An 18,495-nucleotide genomic window follows, 5' to 3' on the forward strand; every position below is an offset into this window, starting at 1 on the left:
GATTGCTTCTTAGAATCTTGTATTTACTAAGTAATGGTTATAAAAATCCGCATGAGGTAATAAAAGGTGGTTATATCCAGACAAACTCATTTTCTCATTATTGATGTACCTAACAATACTAAACGAACATTCCAATTTAGAAGAAAAAAATTTTTACTCACGTGAATAACTTAAATCTTTCCTCATTTGCTTCGAAAAAGAAAGCAACTACAAAGCCTACACTTTTTTTCGTTTGCTTGCTTATTCTGGTATGCGGAAAGAGTAAGCATCAGCTTCTCAATTTTTAACTACGATTGTAACTACTACAAGTGATATTAGATGACACTATATGAAAAACAAAAACACCTAAACCCTTTATTATTGAGGTTCATGATAATAAAAAACCACCAATATATGTATTGGTGGAGACGGTGGGAGTCGAACCCCTATCTTTATAAATTATTATAATATCAGTATTTATAAGGCTTTTGGTGCAATCAATACATTTTTGACCATGGATTTGACCATGGAATGAATAAATTACTTACGGAGACAAGACTTTTATTAAGATTTTAAAAATAAAAGCCCTCAAAATTGAGGGCTTTTATAGTCTACCTCTTAACCAACTTGATTGTTGGCTCTGGCTCTTTGTAATTTAAAGTACCTTTCGGGAGATTGCATAAGATTTCAATAAACTCCTGCGGTACTCCTATTTCCTGAATAAGCTGTAACTCATTTTTCACATCATTTTCAAGTAGCATTAAGACGCTCTTTTTCAGAACTACAGGTTCCTGTAAAGGAAACACATCATCTAAAGGTTCCTTTGACCTCATTTTTTTCATGGACATTTGTTTCTGTAATGACGTATATCTACTTTCATCAATTATATTTAGTTCGTAACTTCTATATATCATTGCACCTATGGAAACTCGCCAATACTTTTTTAACTCTATAAAGTGTAATAATGAAGTAGAAGTAACTGTTTTAGCAAATGCTTCTGCTGGCAACAATAGTGCTGAGGCAAAACGATTTGCTTGGTTCTCCATAACTTTTATTTGTTCCCTACTGAGTATATCTTGATTGTCTATATCTTCGTGCATAAGAATGTGACCTAACTCATGTCCGCCATCAAACTGTCTTCTAAACGCTGATTGTTTATCGTTTCCAAGAAAAATAAAAGGTCTCCCTGTTCGATGTTGACAGAATGCATCTACTTTTTGAGTATCGGTATCAACAGAAAATACCATAACGCCATTTCTCTCTAACAAGTGGACAATGTTAGCAATAGGGTTATCACCAATCCCCCAAAATTCTCTTAAACTTTTAGCTAATTCTTCAATTGCATTATTGTCATCCCAATTTGTGTTTAATTGAGATACATCTGGTAAATTCAGCTCAGGAAATTCTATTGAATTAGACAAATAACTGTATATATATCCTGCAAGGTGAGACTTATTATATTGCATTTCTTTACTTTTTTTTGTAGCAGTAGCATTTGCACGGAAAAATGTATTCCCAACATATTGCTCTTTAAAATCCTTGTAAAAATAACTTTTTGGAAAACCTAAGGTATTAATTAAAGCCATCATCGTTTCTTGCTTGGGCATATGTTCGCCAAGTTCAAATTGAGAAATAGCCTGTTTTGATACACCAATCATGTCAGCAAGTCCCTTGATAGTCAGACCTCTTATCAACCTTGCTTCTCTTAGTCTCTTCGGATTAAAAATTGTTTCCTGATTTACGTTCATAATTACTGCCCCTAACTAAACAAAAGTTTCTCTAAGATGTAGTCTTTCCTTTTAGCTTTACTACAATATCTTCCTCTAATGGTGTTTTCAATGGTGTTGGAATATCTAATAGATGGTGGTAGTTGAGTGGCACAAGAACATCAATATCAACATTAATTGAATCAGAAATATCCTCTTTGTATATCCAGTCTTCTTGGTCTGGTCTTAAAGCTCCTTCGTAATAGGATTCTTGCTTGCTATCATAAGTAACTATAATTCCAAAAGGTTGGTTTTCTATACCCAAAGAAAGAGATTCTTGATAGGGTGTATCTCCATAGATTTCATCCATAGATATTCCCATTTCGTTTAGACGTATTGCATTGGCTGAAGCGAATTCCCCTCTATATTTACATGGTGTAGGTATATATTTTTTCCCTTGAAGTTTGGATACAAGAATAAAGATGTTTCGAATTGTGTCATGTATCACTATGTATGGGTGAAACCCTGCTCTTCTTGAACCAACCTTCATTTGTGTATGGGGATTATCTTCAATCATTGTAGCAACACTCTCATTTACTATGTCATATAATAAATGCGGTGCATGCTTCTTTGTTCTAGTTACAGGCATTGATGTAACAAGATCTTGGTATTCCATAATTCCTCTTTGAATCCCTTTAACAATTAAGGCTCGTTGTTCATTGGTAAGCATACACTTTTCTATCAACTTATTCACTCCATCACCTTCCACACCATAATATACCAATATTATTTACTTTTTTTGTTAATTTGTCAAGTATTAACTAAATCAATAGAATAAAGTGAAGTTTTATATTAATTACACCTATTATTGTCAAATAAAATAATATGAACCCTTCTAATATATAAAGATATTTTTATAGCCAAAAACACTGTAAGTTACATTTGTTTAAGTACACCCATAAAAACTGAATATTCACCATATAAAACAAAGGGGATTAAACCAGAAATATAATACTTTAATTAGTCAAGATTTAAACTTTCTTTTGCAATATGAAGTCCCTGACCATATTTACTGTAAAATCTTTTTCTTTATATCCCTTTTGTTTGTAGAATATTTTTATTCCTTTTCTAATTCTATGTACTGTCTATAGAAATATAGTTCCTGTAAATTACATCTAAGATTGCTCTTACTTCATTTGCACTACCAAATGCGGAACCTAAATGTTTATAAACGTTTTTTGATAAATTGAACTGTTGCCCCCACATATCCACTGGATAACTTTCACAAAAAAAAGGCCAAGTGAATGACCCAATTTTTCATATTCATATAACTTTTCCGCAGTTAAAATATCTTCTGGTATCAATGATTTCAAAAGTTGTGGTGCTCCAGTGTATATAGAAAATTCTTCTTACCTTTTAATACTCCCGTTTGTAAATGTAATGTAGCATAAGCACTTTGAGTCCAAGGGTTTACAAAACTCTTCCATGCGATATTAAACAGTTCACCGCTTGTTAGCTTATTCTTAATCTCGTTTACATATCTTTACTCAAACATCCCCCTTGGATCCTAATAAGATAAACTATTTCCTTTCTATCTAACAAAATATTTAAGCGTTCAACGCACCTTCACAATTGCTCTTTTTCAGTAAGTTAATTTCTAATAATTCTTTAGTAAATAAACTTACTTCATAAAAAACAACTTGTACGTTTTCTTTTTGATTTCTCTATAATTTTATTATTTTCATTAAAAAGTGCTCTAGTAGTATGGCTGATACCAATCTCAGGTAATATTAGTCCAGAATTAAATTTTATACCCTTTCTCACTATGTCTCCGTTGTTACCTGGGCTAGGGTTTTGTTGTTTTGCTTTCATTAAGCTTTCTATTTTATCCATTCTGTCTTTCAATTCCTTATTAGAGATTTTTATATGCTTTAAGAACTCTAATAATTCTTTTTGCTCCATTTCCAAGTTATCAAAACATAAAATTTCCTCCGCCAGTTTGGTAATTTCATTATTTTTATCCTGCTCAAATCCCTTTCTCATTCTTCACCCCTCCTTATCCCAATTCATCCTCGTTTTTTAAGTAGTAATCAGACCTGTTTATAACATCCACGAAGCTCATTTCATCCACTTTTAAAGGTTCATAGACTTTTTCTACTACTCCTGCCTTTTCAAGCTGTACGGAAACAACACGAATCCACTCTTCATATATTTTCATGAGTAGGCGTGGTTCTGTGCTTCTAAAATATTGTTCCATGCCATACCGCCCATAAATGTCTCTGATTATTGCTCTGACAATGAAAACAGCAATTTTTTCATCCATATAATAAGTCCTCCATATCAATAGAGTTTGAATACAAATATAATTAATTAAAAACTACCTAACTTACAAAGTGTAAATTCATTTGATACTTCTCTCTAAATTCTCTATCATTTAAATACCTTCATACATTTCCGCCTTTCTCTTTATAATATTTACACACTTCTTTTTCTCCATTTCTTTCAATAAAGCAAGTAGCTTTTGATTTTCTCCGTGTATAGGACTACTCATATCAGCCACAGCCATTTTTCTATGATTTGGATTCATAATAATTTTATTCCTCTCAAAGGCCATATACTCTCTTCCCCCCCCCCCCGTTAATAATCCTCGATATTATTTTTTAAAGAGTAAAATATTTCTCACATAGACTTCATGAGGCAACGAAACTTTCAAATCTTTCGCTGACAATAGTAATTTATATCGATACTTTTTTGCCTCTAAATCTAATAGGCTTTCAAATCCAAGTAGCTTCAAGTTTTCTTTTTCAACCCTTCCTTTATAATGGAAGCCTTCTGTTACAAAAACAAAATCACATTCTGACAGTATAATTAGTGTTATATCGTTAGGTAAGTAACTTGAATAATATTCCGCATTCCAACTCAGTAATTGATTAAGCTTATCCTCTAAATCTGGATATGGAGCTTTAAATATTAACTCCTGGAAGAAATTCCGAGTAACCTTTTTGAAATCCTCTTCATGATCAAACTCGAAAATAAAGCAAATATTATCTTTTAATTCAACCTTCAAATTTTTATAGCGTTCTATTCGACAATAGTTTATCTTTTCCATAAAATCACCTTTTCATTTTTCATTTGATTATCTTCCTTATAATATGATGCAGGTTTCTTTGAAACTGACTTTTCACTATGAGTTTCACTTACTCAGAATGTTTTGTTAACAATCCATTCTGTGTGGGATATTTGAATCGAATCTAATACCCTTGGCTTTTTAGGCAAAATAATAAGCATCAACGACAATAGGCAAAGGATTTTGTTTTTTTTAAACAAGATCCTTTGCCCATTGAAATAGATGCTTTATTTTATAGATATTTTGATACGATAAACTATATTATAGTTTTCTCTTTCACAATTTTCAACTCATAATTATCAGTTATGCAGAGATTTATTTTCATTTAAGGAATGAAAGCCTTTATTTTTACTCTAACAAAATAAAAATAGAAAGCTCTTTACATAACTATTTTAAAATGTTTTTTTCATCATTCTACAACCACAGAACTTATTTCATTAAGTTTCTGAGAGCTTTTTCTCTGTTTTTCAAGATAGCAAAAAGAAGAGAAAATGTACTTCTTCTAATCCTATGATAAGCGACAATAATATATCCTCAGGAAATCGAAAATCCACCTTACCTTAGGTTCACTACAAATATCATAATCCGTTGTTAAATATAAGTTTTTTTCTAAATCAAAAGATTTCGTTAAACAAAATAGATTTAGATGCTTGGATTAGCTATATGGAAACTCCTATGGAATTTCATCATACTTTTAAACAAATTTTCTAAGTCCTTTTGAAACACCCAAATCGTTTAAGTGCTTCTTTGTTTTTTTCTCCTCTAAATCAATTTTTCATTCCAATACATTTAGCAACTTTATGAGTTTCGTATAAATCAAACAGGTTTTCCTCAATAACTGAATCAAAATACCAGCTAATTATACCCCAATTAGATTGATAATAACTTTTAGCACGTTGCTTAATATTAATTAAGTGATTTTCACAAAATTGTTCAAATAATTGAACCGAACCTTCGAATTTATCCATCTCTTCTATAGTTAAAATATCTTCTGGTGCTAAGGATGCCAATTCGACTTTAAATAGTATCATATATGGTGTCTCACTGTTCATGGAAAATTCATCATGACCTTCTAATCCCCCAGTTCGCAAGTTCAATGTTGCATAAGCACTTTGAAGCCAAGGATTTTCCAATCCAGTCCAAGCAATATTAAAAAGTTCATCACATACAAATGTACTCCTAATGTCACCTACCGCTTCCTTACTTACCAATACTCCTTTACTGCATGAATTTATAATTGAACCAATTGACAACATAATATTTTTCCTCCTTCGTTAATAGAAATTATTTTAGTAAACATAATATATCTTTATTAGCAAAGCTCATAAAGGCTTTTTATGGCGTACCACGTTCGAGATTATTTTTCACTTTTTGGTTTCTTGTTTTGCGATTTTGTCTTTCCAATCATAGATATACAACCACAAGGAAAGGGGTAACAGGAAAATGAGGGGCTATTCTTTCGTCATTTTAATATTTTTTACCCAATATATCTTTTAAAGATATTTATATTGATAGATGAAAACCTCTCTTTTACCTGAATCCTCCCTATTGTAGTCTTCATATTGTTCTAAAAGGGCAGATCATCAAGGTCATCAATTAAAGAAGAAGGTTTCCAATCATCAGAAGATAAATCTTCGTTAAATGAAGTAGGGTCTTCACCATCACCACCCCTAAAATCAAGATTTATTTCCTCCACTTTATCTATAATGATTTCTCCCTTTTGAATTCTTATCTCTTGAGTAAATCCCCTAAATATTTCAACCACACACAAATCAATATCAATTTCATATTCTCTTGACATTTGTATATATGGTTCAGGGGCAATTGACCATGCGGCCATGAATTCATTCATAGTGCATTCTTTTATAATTTCTTCGGATGCAAAATTAAACTCAATATCATCGGCAATAAAATTGCGTGTTGTTCCATCGATAAAAATGAGTTCCTTTGAACGAATGGTAAGTTTCTTATCATCCTCTAAAATTTCTAAATCATCTTCCTTCAAATTTTCAAGCAAAAATCTTTTTACATTATCCTTCGTTCCTCTTACTACTAAGTTACCTCTACACCAATTTGGCATGTTAATTTCCTCGCTTTCTGTTTTTTATATCTGGCTAATCAATATGTTAAAACCTACGTCTTTTGTTTGACTATATGTCGCCTACCCAGATATTTACGAAAAAGTAGTCAAAAAGGGATTACCGACTATTTTTCTAAAATACTTATATTAGAAAAATAATTCACCTCTATTATCAGCTTTAAAAAAAATCAATATAAGAGGATTATTACAACCACAAGGAGGGGAATATGCGGGTATTTGAGGGAGTATTTTTGTATCTTCTATAGAAGTTAGTTATTAACTACTTATTTTCTAAAAAAATTGTAATAGTAAATAAAACTCTCTCTTTTGCCTGAACCCCTTTCCTCGTAGTTGTTATCTTCTCTCTGGAAATAATCATTTATAGTTTTTTTCTGATACGGATACCTTTGAAAATAATTCTCTTACTACTATCTTCCGTTTTTAGGATGTTGCGTTTATATTCCATTTCAAGTGATTTGTTAAACTTGGTCTGAGATATCGGTTGCATATTATTTTCTAAGCATGTTTTTTTATAATGCTGATATAGATTTTGGCTATATTCAATACCATCTACTTTTAGCTCACAAAACTCTGATACATACCAAATGACATTGTTGCTTTGTTTTTTATAGTCAGACAGTAGGTTTTCTGTCGTGTCACTTTTCGTAAATTGATAGTTGTTAGCTATAAGTCTTTCAAGACCCTCCAAAGACCATCGTACAATTCCATCTGTTTCATTTTGTAGTTTTGCCTGTAGAGCTATATCAATTTTAGATACTTCCACTTGTTTTAAAAAAGGAAGAATAATCAACCTTCTGTAAAAGCCATCCGTTCTGTCTACATAGTTTGCTGGAAGCTCATTACAAGAAAAGAGTAGTCTGGATTTATTACTAAAAGAAAATGGTGAACGGAATTTCTCTTCCGCAACAATCGTATCTCCACTTACTAATGTTTTGAATATACCAGTGTCTTGTAGTGCTTTATTTGGCAAGTCCGCATAAATATTCGCTAATTTACCTAATAAAAGGCTTGGTTTAAACTGTTGAGATAAATCTTGCAAAGCTACATTACTGATATTCTTTTTCCCTAAAATATGTTCAATCAATTTAAGGATTGTTGATTTACCTGTTCTTCCTGGTCCATATAGAATAAATGCTTTTTCTGCCACCGTTTCTGGTATGAGCAGATATCCCATTAGTTCTTGTGCAATCAGAACGTCCTTTCCAGATAAAGAACCATTAATAAACCCGTGAAAAATTGGACACGCCGCTGACTCATTATAGTTTGCATTTATTTGGATTGTAGTAACAAATTCAGGAGAATGTTCTTCCACTTCTCTTGTAGTAAGATTTAAAATACCGTTCCTAAAGTTAATTTTATTTTTGAGTAATGGAGAATCGAAAAGATCTCCATCATACCAGACTCTATTTTTTAACTGTTCTAATGAATCTCTCACATGTGAAGACTTACTATGCTCATCTAATAAATGCTTTTGAATCTTCTTCTTCATTTGTTGCTCTTCTATTTTTTGATAAACCCCATTTTCATATAGAAAGAAACACTCATTGTTGTAAATCATCTTTTGCTCAGATTGTAAGTGCTTGGCTAAAATACCTGGCATGAACGTTAGTGAATTTGAGACTTTCATATACCAAAGAGGAAATTCACTGGCTTTCTCTTTTTTATTAATCTTAGTTTCCATAATCTTTACATTTTCACCGATATTCGACGGCTTATATATAGCTCCCGTACCTTCTATTGCTTTATCTATAACAACATTTCCATATGTGCTTCCATCTGCGTAATGAATGTCATCCCATTTACTGCGGTACATCCCAGACTTTCTATACAATGTGTCCATTTCGTTAGAATCTTTTTGTGTGAAGAAGGCTAAAGCGTTGCAAAATGCTAAATCAGCCTCACTTTGAGAGGAGTAATAATCCTGCCAATCTCCATCATATAAACTTCTTAGCCGATGACCGTTCCTACTTCTAAACATAATTTCTAATAAATCTTCATCTGTTTTTTCCTCTCTGTCGTTTGATAACATCACTGGCTCTTCTTCCTCTCCTTTTTCTAAAAATATTTTGCAAATGGAATTTATTTTATCCGTAGACCATTGTATGTCGCTGAAACCGTCTAACATGTTCCCTGTTACGGTGAAGTATCGTTTATTTTGATAGATTTCTAATCCGTATTCACTGTTCTTAGAACGATTGGTTTCCTTTATACCTTTAGTAATTAAATGAATTCCTTGTCCACTTGGAGAATATTCTGCATATGCTCTACCTTCAAATTGGCAAAGGATTTCCTCTGACACTTGATTGAATTTTCCAGATTCATCTACACATGCATCAATATCAATTCCTACAAAATCGTCCTTGTCTGTAAACACGAATCCAATCCCTGTGACTACATGGTTACCTGTATAATGAATGGCTTGTTCAAAATCAAGCCAGTTATCTTCCCTGTTTGAATTAATTGGTGTTCCGTTAATTGGATTAACAGGAACTTTCGTTATTTTGCTACCTCTTAGAGTTGCTTTATAGCAAACCCATTGTTTTCTTCTTTTCATTTCTTCTGGAATATTTTTATACATTAAAAGCCTCCTTTTAGTTGATAACCACATTATAATGACTTTGACAATTACTAGAAATAGCTTTTCGGTTCGAGTATGTTCGAGCTCATTTTTGATGTCTATCACCTTAATACAAGAGCCATTCTACAAAAACAGACGAGACTAACATAGGCATTTTATGCTTTATACTGTTCGAGCTTTTTTATCATTTAAGAAAAATTAAGAAATCCTCGAACACACTTCGACCTCTTTTTCTTAAATTTTCTTATATCACGTCTACGATCTGTATAAGATACAAAGTAATAAAATTTGAGAGGAGACGATTTTTTGAACGAACATGTATTTATAGCAATTGATTCTGGAAAATACGCAACAAAAGCTATGATGGAATACAAGGGGAAAACAAGCACAATGTTGTTTCGTACCAAACTTCAAGAAGTAAGTGATGTAGGGGTAGAGATACAACCAAATTCATTTAAGGTTGAATATGAGGATACACAGTATTTGTTAGGGGATATGGTTTCCGAAAACCAGAGCGATTTTAATTTGAGTAAAGAGACTCTCATTCATAAACTCGCCATTTATACTGTAATTGTTGAAATGATGAAGAAAGCAAATTCTTACTTTCATAATGTTCAATTGCACGTGGCCGTCAATGTTCCCATAAACGTCTATAAATCTAAGTCCCTGAAGGATTCATTTAAGAAATTTGTAGAGAACAATAACAGAACTATCTATTTCCGTTTAAATAACTGCCAATATAACTTCAGTTTAAATGACGTGACCATTTGTTTCGAGGGTATGGGTTTAACTTATGCGAATACCGTAGAACGACAAATCTCCTCTTCTGCTGTATTAGATATAGGGGGGCTAAACACAACTTACTGTACGTTTAATGGAATCCAACCAGATTTTAATAGCATGACTGTATCTCATCTTGGGATGAATACATTAAAAGCCAAATTGGAGCAAGAATTGGTACAGAGATATAACCGCAACATATCTGCAAATGACTTAGAGCAGATAATACAGAAGGGTTATTATAGCCATATGGGGAAAATCGATGAAGACAGCAAAAGTGTAATCAATTATATAAAAGCAAGCCACTTTGAACAAATCATCAACTATGCTAAACAGCATAATTACACGTTTAATCAGGATAGGATTTATTTCGCTGGAGGAGGATCTCTTTTGTTGCAAAAAGAAATCCAAAAGAGCTTTCCTCAAGCGTCTATTTTGATTAATCCACAATTCGCCAACGTCAAAAGTTTCTTAGAAATTATCAAGGTCAAATACTCGTGAACACACACAAGAAAATCACTATCAGCTTTTTACCGTCTGATAGTGATTTGTGGGATTTTATTGAGAGGAAAAGAGGAACTTGTAATTTAAGCGAATATATAAGAAGTCTTATTCGGAAAGAAATGCTAAATGATACTACTGCCCACGCTACCGAAAAAGCAATACAAGAGATACTCCAACTACTACTTATTGATAAAGTCACTATATCCAGCAAGAATAAAAGTATCATTGACCACCCAACAATAAGCGAAGGCACGAGAAACACCATAAACAACTTATTCTAATAAATAAAAGTGCTGGATTAATCCCAGCACTTTTATTTATTCCTTATTCATTTACCAACGCAGTTTTATAATTTATTATGCTGAAATTACATTCTCTAATGTTGGTACACTTAAAATCACAATCGCACTGGGAAAAGGTGCAGAGTTTTTATTATTTCCGAATTTTAGTCTACCTTTTACAAACCGAATTTCACCTTTCATACAATAGTTGTGCCACCACTTTGTATCTGTACGGGCTGGAAATAAATGTCCCGTTTGAGACTCTTCATATGCTTTCTTCATCATGTTTCATTTTCCCTTCAATTCAGCAATTTTTAATCAAATCATTAAATTAAAAGTTTTCTAAACAAGTAGCATCTTTTTTTAATGCACCCGTTCAGCCGCCGTAACAATTATTGCACTACTATTATTTAAAAGATGATTACTCTTTTATAAAATGTTACGAAAATAGTATGAACATGTATGAATTTTTCATCATTTTTTTTAAAAAAAGGCCTATGTTATAGTTTTGTTATTTTCAAAATAATCCATAAGATAATTAGACATTAATGTTAAAGTGAAATAGTGAAGATTTTTGCTTAAACTAACGAAGTTGTGTGATGATTATTAAATAGTATTATTATTATCGGATGATTTGGAAGTTAACTTGTATTAGTTACGGTTATTTACCCACCTAAGGAAGGTGCGTATTAAAAATAAGCATTTATAGGTATTTCGTTGATTTTAGTTATACTTTTACTAATAGCCTCTTCCCTAACTATTACAATTAATTATTTGAATTCCAAAGAAATAAGTTCATCCAGTTCTCAATGAAAATAGTGAGACGTCATCTTAGAAATTCATTGTAATCTATCTAATGAATATTTTTTTGAGTGTAAATAAAAATGAACTTCATTGTAATCCGTTCATATCTTACCACCCTCAAGAGTCTCTTTAACATATATTTAATAAACTTCCAATTCAAATATAAGCAAGAGAAATCCACTATCCATCCTTCAATGAGTTAAAAATCAACCTTACACTTTAACTAAGCCTTAAAAAATTATTTCATTACTATTATGTAAAAGGTCATTACTCTTTCATGTGATTTTACTGAAATAGTATGAATATTTATGAGCTTTTCATTAATTGTTTCACAAAATTAGAGCAACAATAACATAATATGCGGAAATGAGAGCAAGAATAATCATTAGAGCATCGCCTACTAACACTCCAATAATATTGATAATAGATTTTTCCAAGTTACGATACTCTTTGATATTCATGATTCCCCTCCATACAATGTTCATTTGATATAAAACAAGGAGCTGTCCCAAAAGGGGTAATTAAGCCAAAATTAAATAAACAGAGAGAGGCAGAAATGTTGATTTAACAACATTTCTGCCTCTTCAATTTTGCGTTATTTCACTAGAAAAAGGACTTATGAGACAGCCCCATTTCCTCTGATATAAAACAAATCTTACTACTATTTAATCTTCGCTGGAGCTTCAATTAACCTATCTACGTCTACTTCATGCAACAGCTATAGCAATAATCATTGGATAACTAATTCTTGCTTGTTTTTCTCCCTGTACAATTCTTTCGATAACTTTACTGAAACCATACACACTTACCCAATGTTTCAATCGAAATCCCTTTTTCTACTCTGCGTTCCTCAAGTCTTTTTCCGGAAATCCCCACTCATGAAATATACCTCCTGTTGAGCTTTCCTATTAGGAAACCAACTAACATTTTGTATTATTTCGTTTCTCAATTTATTTATTCAGAATTTAGAGATCATTCAAAATTGAAAATAAATGGTTATAAAAAAGGACTAAATGTAACCTTTTTAATTTTTAAAAAGTTGTTTTAGTCCTATCGATATTAAGTTATGAACCCGCTTTTTTATTTTAGCATAAGGAATGGTCAAAGCTTATAATAACTTATCCTTATTGGTTTTAGCTAATAAATCTTTTAGTTCCTTCACTGATTCGGAAGGAAGAATGCCTACAAAATATTCTAAACCAAAGTTTGTAAGGTAAGCTAATAACAAGGCTTTTTTTCATTTTCCATAAACTTAAAATTCCCGTCAAATAACTCTGTCTGCTTTTCTGGAAAACTTTCTACGTCTGCATAGGTTATTTTTTGGCCTTGAGCTTTTGGAATCAAATTCCCCATAATCAACTTACCCCCAAAGCCTTATAAACCGCATCAATTGGATCCGAATAAAAAATGGGTTGTACCTTAACCAGCAAATCAGGTGGAACTGTTTGCAAGTCCATCACAGAGGATGCAGGAATCAATACTTTCTTAGCTCCCGCATCCACACACACTTGAAGTACGTTCGCAAACTCTTCTACTTTTGCAATCGTGCCACCAACAGTCATATTACCGATGACAACCGTACTTTCTTGAACAGTTTTGTCCAACGCACTTGAACATAGCCCAATCAACTCCGCAATAGCTAGTTCGTTCGTTAGTCCGATGCCTTGAAGATCACTGATATGCATAAGATAATCCTTTGTTTTCGTGCTAATCACATTGCTAATACTTTTACTGTTAGCAGTAAAGTATCTGAATGCAGTATCCAAGCTTTCTTTTGCTTCACGATATGAGCCAACACCTGATTTATCAAACTTTCCTGTTCCGCTTACGACTTGGTTTTCAAGCTTGTACACGCCAATCATTCCTGAATTACCATGACCAACGACATAAACATGCCCTGGCTTACCCATGCCTTCTGGAATGAGTTTACCGCCCCCTTGTTCTGGAACAGAGACATATTCCTCTTCTAATGATTCCTTATCTATATAAGAGAACATAACATCGTAAAACTCCATGCCCCCGATTTTCTTGAGCTGTTCTTTGACACGACGACGACCTTCCAATGCATATTGTAGGATTTCCTCAATATTTTCCTTTGTATATTCACCATGCGGATAGATGAGCTTCACCAAACCCGATACCGTCTTACGAACGGCAACGGTATCCCTCTGATTAAGGTTATTACCAAGTTTGAAATAACGGTCAATCGAATCTGCAAATGAACGCTTTCTCATTTCTCTGAAAAACTCTGCTACATAATCGACGATGAATCCATACTTGTCCGTAAAAAAGTCGGGTCTCATTTTCGGAATTTCCCAACCTGGCATATAGTAGTGCATTCGGTCAAAAAATGCCGTATCTTTCGCCATTACTTCTGGAAATGGGGCAAACAAGTGCGATGTTTTCAGTAATACATCTACGCTTTGGTTGATATTTCCGACGAATACCATAGAGGCAGAAGCACTTTTCTCTTCTTTCCCACGTGCGAAAGAGCCACTTGCCATGTAGTCCTTCATAATTTGAATTCCGTCTTTGTCTTTAAATCGAATACCTGCAACTTCGTCGAAAGCTACACAATCCCACATACCAACCAATCCAATTTTACGAGTGGACATATTATAGAAAAGATTGGCAACGGTTGATTGACCACCTGATACTAAGATTGAGTTAGGCGAAATCTCTTTATATACATGTGATTTCCCTGTCCCACGAGGACCAAGTTCACACATGTTATAGTTGTTTTCGACAAGTGGAACAAGCCGTAATAACAAATGCCACTTTACCCGTTCTTCAAGTTGTGTCGGCTCCATTCCAGTCGAGCGAATCAACACGTCAATCCATTCATTCTTCGTAAATTGCTTCCGCCCTTCAAATACCTCATCCATATTCATATTCGGCATTTGAATTGGTTGTAAACTACTCACGTTAAACGGGTTCATGGCACGGACTTCTTCATCATAATAGTAATCAATCTTGACCATGCACCAAATACCACCAACAAGAAGCTTATCGAACTCTTTTACAAAGTTTGGCGCGATTGGAACACCTTTCAATCCAAGATTAGAAAATTCTGCCTCATAAGTGTCAATCTTCGGGTTCAATGCAACAGTTACTTTATCAATAATTGAATACTGCCCCAGCTCCCGAATTCTTGATTTTATCTTTTCCGCTTCATCGGGACGGACAAAATTATCAGTTAGGATCTTCTTAACCCGCTCTACACCTTCAGTGATACTTTCATCATCATCCGTAGCCGCATACATCCCTAATAAATACTCAAGTACATAAACAGGTACGTTTGCCCCTTCTTTAATAAGCTTCGTCAAATCTTTACGGACGACACGACCCGCAAATGCTTCATTCAGCTTTTTATCGAGGTCAAGCGTTATCATTTCTTCCTCTCTCTCTTCCATGATTACACCCCCTTAATTAAAAATCAAAGTCACTTACGATTCCTAAGTTAATAGAAAACGGTACTTTCTCCGTAACAACACCTGTTTCTGTATCTTTTACAATTAAATAATATGTCTTGTTGCGATCATATGAAATGCTTTTTAAGACAAGCTGGATCCTGAATGTGCGCTCAGCTGGGTTATCAAATGCACGGTCTCCAATAATCGTTTCTTCGTTAGAAAGCACATTCCCTTCAGAATCCGCCATGTAAATAATGACTGTACGAGCAATCACTTTATCTCCCACTTTTTCAGTTTGGAAGAAATCCAAGTTAAAAATGCTGTTCGTGATTTTGCGTGTTGTGCTTGTTAGTCTGATATCAATCTTTTGAATGGCTTGGGAACCTTTTTGTCCTGCCCGCTTATTTTTGAAGGCGAGTAACGGAACAACGACTTCTTGTAGGCTTGTTCCACCATGTACAAAGTTCACACCTGCCCCTTGTATACGATTACGAATCGTTCCATTCGGTACATACGCCGTCAATTGATGTTCGTTTTTCACAACTGAAGATAGCTCAATCGCCAATTGTCCTGGAACATCACGCTTCTCTTTTGATAGCACATATCGACGTTTCACTTCAGTCGCATCCACTATTTCATTTCCAATCCTGTCGCTCTCTTCCAGTGCATCCCGCTGATACAAGAAGCCATGATCCGCAGTAATGTACACATTCGTTCCACTTAGATCATCCCGAATGATTTTTACTAAGTCGTATAACTGATTCAACGCCGTTTCCACTGCATTAAACGTGTAGATTTCCGTTGATGCTTTGTCGCCCATCGCATCAATAGTATCATGATAAATATAGACAAGCTTCTTTCCCTTGAACTTTTCACGTCTGCCTGCCTTATTCATTGCCAGCACGTCTTGGAAATGTACAGCGATACTCTCTTCTTCAAAAGATTGGATGATTTTCTTACGGTTTTCAAGCCCCGCAGAATCTTTTCCTTCGACAAGTACCCGCCCGTTTTCATCAAAATCAATGTTCCGATGTGGAAGCAGTGATGCCATTCCAAGTTTTGTAACAGACGGTACAACCCCAAGCATAGTCTGTATATCACAAACACCCATTGTCTCGCTATTCAACCGTTCTGCCAGCTCAACACCTACTTCATACCGCATCGCATCCGAGATGATGACAAAGGCTCTTTCACCTTTTCGGATATGCGGTGCAACTACCGATGAATAAAACCCTTGTTGATTCTGCACACCAGGAAGTGACCAATCTTCTGTCATTTCCGACTTCACTGCCTGTGACCAATGTGAGCTTAACTCGCCCATAAACCAATTCGTATACAGATGTTCCACAAGCTCTTTCAGCTTTTTCAATAATTCATGGTTACTTTCTTCATCATACGCAACGTAAAACTTGCGGTAGTATGTATCCATGACGTGATACTCTTTTCTATACGCTTCGTACAGGTCAATCGCCCGACCTTGCCAGATGCCTTGTTGATGTTTTTTATGAAATTCATGCATCTTCACTGTGTAATAAAGTGCTTCGTATACAGACGCATACTTCTCGTAGTAATGCTTTGCTCTTCTTAGCTTAATGAGTTTCGTGTATTCCTCGTAATCTTCCAGCTTCTCCATTAGGCTATTTGCAATGTGAATGATGATTGCTCGGTCGATATAGGGGAATGTATCCGCCTGCCTGAACTCGTCTATCGGTACAGATTGCATAATACTCGAAAGTTGGATTTCCTGTTCAACCATTTCAGCATAAACATCAAAAACTGTATAGTCTGTTTTATGATGCATCCAATGGTCGATGAACACTAATGCATTAGCCTTGTTTCGCACAGCAATAAAATCCTGCACGGTCATCAAATAATCTTCACTCACCGAATGATTAAAAGCTGTAACTGTCAAATGAATGAACAACGTCTTCAACGTCTTTGTTTCACGCTCGTACCCATAATGATTTTCCACATACGTCCAAAACACATAAAGGTCAAAGAATTTCTCCATTTGTGATAAGTATTTGTTTTCATTATCGTCCAGCGAATCCATCAGTATCGCTTTTAACACAGCTTCAAAGTCAGGTGTCTTCACGTTGCACAACATGCTCATGATTGCCAATTCAATCGTTTCTTCTGTAAAGGATTCGATTCCAAATGCCTGGAATTTACGGAAACGTTCTTTGTTGTTAAAGAATCGCTCATGTTTTTTAACGGTTGCTCTGAGTGATGGATCAATGTGAAGCTCACTCAAAATAAGTGATAACCGATCCGCAAAAAACGTCTTTGAATACAACACCGTATCCGCCAGCCAGTTATCCTCTACTCCTAATTCCAAATTTGTATAGATCAAATATGAAGAAGTCGGATCTTCTTCCTCCAATAAATGCTTTATATAAAACTGATTATGATTGGATAATGTTTGGAATTTAACCCCATCAATCTCCAATTGCCCAATCTCCTCTATAAATTCCTCATCTTTGTCCACCCAAAACACTATCTTTCGCTGTTCTCCGTCTTTTAACGGTTCATTGAAAATGTCCTGTAAGGTAGATTCGATTTGTGTCATGTTCATTGCATTCACCTACTCTCTACATCCATAATAAAACTAAGATACAACAATTAAGATAGATATATCTTTTTGATTAATTAAAGGTACTTTAACTACAACCTCTATAAATTTCGAATTATCCACTTAGACTTCTTCAACTTTGTATATCAGTACTATTTTCTAATAACTTCTTTTAAATCTTCTATTATTTCTTGCGATTTGAATATAATTTCTTCTCTTAGCTCATATTTTCTTAACTTTTGTGTATCTGCAAGTCATAATTAAGAGCCATGTACTCGGCAAGCGACATACCTAATTCTTTTTTAAATGGAGGTAATTTATTACTTACACCATTTACAGTTGCATTTAAAACAGAATTGTATACATGTACTAAACCTCCATAAATCGGAACAAAAATATTATTAGCTTCATCTACACAAACTTCACTATCATACATATCTTCATTATTCAGGAGATTAATAATAGGTTTATTGAAATCCTCTCTTCGAATTAATTCAACTGATAAGGCTAAATGCTCTACCGTCCATTCGTTCCCTTCCCTGTCCATATTATTACTGATTCCTTTAATTAGACTTCTTCATATCCATTTTCAAATATATTTACAATTTTTCTTATGAGCAACAGAAACTAAGTTGATTTTATTAAATTGC

Annotated in this window: 16 protein-coding genes; 1 reads left to right on the forward strand and 15 read right to left on the reverse strand. The window is 33.9% G+C overall.

Features of this window, described 5'->3' with window-relative positions:
- Window positions 1-590: 590 nt before the first annotated feature.
- The 9 genes from ACIQXR_RS04685 to ACIQXR_RS04725 all read right to left on the reverse strand — a co-directional run bounded on the left by ACIQXR_RS04685 (window position 591) and on the right by ACIQXR_RS04725 (window position 9,491).
- The gene (locus ACIQXR_RS04685) at window positions 591-1,727 is read right to left on the reverse strand and encodes an XRE family transcriptional regulator (protein ID WP_403079530.1); all 1,137 of its coding nucleotides are present in this window, start codon (window positions 1,725-1,727) and stop codon (window positions 591-593) included.
- 31 nt (window positions 1,728-1,758) lie between these two features.
- Window positions 1,759-2,439 (reverse strand): hypothetical protein, encoded by a 681-nt coding sequence (locus tag ACIQXR_RS04690; RefSeq protein ID WP_403079532.1) that lies wholly within the window; start codon window positions 2,437-2,439, stop codon window positions 1,759-1,761.
- Between the two features lie 932 nt (window positions 2,440-3,371).
- Window positions 3,372-3,728, reverse strand: coding sequence for a hypothetical protein (locus ACIQXR_RS04695; RefSeq protein ID WP_403079534.1), 357 nt, complete (start codon window positions 3,726-3,728; stop codon window positions 3,372-3,374).
- Between the two features lie 13 nt (window positions 3,729-3,741).
- The gene (locus tag ACIQXR_RS04700) at window positions 3,742-4,008 is read right to left on the reverse strand and encodes a hypothetical protein (RefSeq protein WP_403079536.1); all 267 of its coding nucleotides are present in this window, start codon (window positions 4,006-4,008) and stop codon (window positions 3,742-3,744) included.
- A gap of 111 nt (window positions 4,009-4,119) precedes the next feature.
- A complete protein-coding gene (locus tag ACIQXR_RS04705; RefSeq protein ID WP_403079537.1) occupies window positions 4,120-4,299 on the reverse strand; it encodes a hypothetical protein in 180 nt (59 codons plus the stop codon).
- Window positions 4,300-4,338: 39 nt separating this feature from the next.
- On the reverse strand, window positions 4,339-4,794 hold the full coding sequence (locus ACIQXR_RS04710) for a hypothetical protein (RefSeq protein WP_403079538.1): 456 nt from the start codon (window positions 4,792-4,794) through the stop codon (window positions 4,339-4,341).
- A gap of 785 nt (window positions 4,795-5,579) precedes the next feature.
- The gene (locus tag ACIQXR_RS04715; protein ID WP_403079540.1) at window positions 5,580-6,068 is read right to left on the reverse strand and encodes a hypothetical protein; all 489 of its coding nucleotides are present in this window, start codon (window positions 6,066-6,068) and stop codon (window positions 5,580-5,582) included.
- Between the two features lie 311 nt (window positions 6,069-6,379).
- Window positions 6,380-6,892, reverse strand: coding sequence for a hypothetical protein (locus ACIQXR_RS04720; protein WP_403079541.1), 513 nt, complete (start codon window positions 6,890-6,892; stop codon window positions 6,380-6,382).
- Between the two features lie 379 nt (window positions 6,893-7,271).
- Window positions 7,272-9,491, reverse strand: coding sequence for a phage/plasmid primase, P4 family (locus ACIQXR_RS04725; protein ID WP_403079542.1), 2,220 nt, complete (start codon window positions 9,489-9,491; stop codon window positions 7,272-7,274).
- A 306-nt stretch (window positions 9,492-9,797) separates the two neighbouring features.
- Between ACIQXR_RS04725 and ACIQXR_RS04730 the strand changes: the two genes are divergently transcribed.
- Window positions 9,798-10,772, forward strand: coding sequence for a ParM/StbA family protein (locus ACIQXR_RS04730; protein ID WP_403079545.1), 975 nt, complete (start codon window positions 9,798-9,800; stop codon window positions 10,770-10,772).
- A gap of 359 nt (window positions 10,773-11,131) precedes the next feature.
- Here ACIQXR_RS04730 and ACIQXR_RS04735 read toward each other — a convergent pair whose 3' ends face one another.
- The 6 genes from ACIQXR_RS04735 to ACIQXR_RS04760 form a co-directional block, all read right to left on the reverse strand.
- Window positions 11,132-11,341 (reverse strand): hypothetical protein, encoded by a 210-nt coding sequence (locus tag ACIQXR_RS04735; RefSeq protein ID WP_403079547.1) that lies wholly within the window; start codon window positions 11,339-11,341, stop codon window positions 11,132-11,134.
- An 848-nt stretch (window positions 11,342-12,189) separates the two neighbouring features.
- Complete coding sequence (locus ACIQXR_RS04740) at window positions 12,190-12,321, reverse strand: hypothetical protein (protein ID WP_403079549.1); 132 nt, start codon at window positions 12,319-12,321, stop codon at window positions 12,190-12,192.
- 757 nt (window positions 12,322-13,078) lie between these two features.
- On the reverse strand, window positions 13,079-13,213 hold the full coding sequence (locus tag ACIQXR_RS04745; RefSeq protein ID WP_403079552.1) for a hypothetical protein: 135 nt from the start codon (window positions 13,211-13,213) through the stop codon (window positions 13,079-13,081).
- A 2-nt stretch (window positions 13,214-13,215) separates the two neighbouring features.
- The gene (brxL, locus tag ACIQXR_RS04750) at window positions 13,216-15,273 is read right to left on the reverse strand and encodes a protease Lon-related BREX system protein BrxL (RefSeq protein ID WP_403079553.1); all 2,058 of its coding nucleotides are present in this window, start codon (window positions 15,271-15,273) and stop codon (window positions 13,216-13,218) included.
- Window positions 15,274-15,289: 16 nt separating this feature from the next.
- Entirely contained in the window at window positions 15,290-17,848 is a 2,559-nt protein-coding gene (gene pglZ / locus ACIQXR_RS04755; RefSeq protein WP_403079554.1) for a BREX-1 system phosphatase PglZ type A, read from the reverse strand.
- A gap of 229 nt (window positions 17,849-18,077) precedes the next feature.
- On the reverse strand, window positions 18,078-18,392 hold the full coding sequence (locus tag ACIQXR_RS04760) for a hypothetical protein (RefSeq protein WP_403079555.1): 315 nt from the start codon (window positions 18,390-18,392) through the stop codon (window positions 18,078-18,080).
- Window positions 18,393-18,495: the final 103 nt, after the last annotated feature.

The organism is Peribacillus sp. NPDC097224, from assembly GCF_044761985.1.
GTDB lineage: Bacteria > Bacillota > Bacilli > Bacillales > DSM-1321 > Peribacillus.

Coding starts and splice junctions, on each gene's coding strand:
- ACIQXR_RS04725 (WP_403079542.1), bottom strand. CDS start 9,491: ATGTATAAAAATATTCCAGAAGAAATGAAAAGAAGAAAACAATGGGTT.
- pglZ (WP_403079554.1), bottom strand. CDS start 17,848: ATGAACATGACACAAATCGAATCTACCTTACAGGACATTTTCAATGAA.
- ACIQXR_RS04685 (WP_403079530.1), bottom strand. CDS start 1,727: ATGAACGTAAATCAGGAAACAATTTTTAATCCGAAGAGACTAAGAGAA.
- ACIQXR_RS04700 (WP_403079536.1), bottom strand. CDS start 4,008: ATGGATGAAAAAATTGCTGTTTTCATTGTCAGAGCAATAATCAGAGAC.
- ACIQXR_RS04740 (WP_403079549.1), bottom strand. CDS start 12,321: ATGAATATCAAAGAGTATCGTAACTTGGAAAAATCTATTATCAATATT.
- ACIQXR_RS04705 (WP_403079537.1), bottom strand. CDS start 4,299: ATGGCCTTTGAGAGGAATAAAATTATTATGAATCCAAATCATAGAAAA.
- ACIQXR_RS04695 (WP_403079534.1), bottom strand. CDS start 3,728: ATGAGAAAGGGATTTGAGCAGGATAAAAATAATGAAATTACCAAACTG.
- ACIQXR_RS04720 (WP_403079541.1), bottom strand. CDS start 6,892: ATGCCAAATTGGTGTAGAGGTAACTTAGTAGTAAGAGGAACGAAGGAT.
- ACIQXR_RS04715 (WP_403079540.1), bottom strand. CDS start 6,068: ATGTTGTCAATTGGTTCAATTATAAATTCATGCAGTAAAGGAGTATTG.
- ACIQXR_RS04760 (WP_403079555.1), bottom strand. CDS start 18,392: ATGGACAGGGAAGGGAACGAATGGACGGTAGAGCATTTAGCCTTATCA.
- ACIQXR_RS04745 (WP_403079552.1), bottom strand. CDS start 13,213: ATGGGGAATTTGATTCCAAAAGCTCAAGGCCAAAAAATAACCTATGCA.
- brxL (WP_403079553.1), bottom strand. CDS start 15,273: ATGGAAGAGAGAGAGGAAGAAATGATAACGCTTGACCTCGATAAAAAG.
- ACIQXR_RS04710 (WP_403079538.1), bottom strand. CDS start 4,794: ATGGAAAAGATAAACTATTGTCGAATAGAACGCTATAAAAATTTGAAG.
- ACIQXR_RS04735 (WP_403079547.1), bottom strand. CDS start 11,341: ATGATGAAGAAAGCATATGAAGAGTCTCAAACGGGACATTTATTTCCA.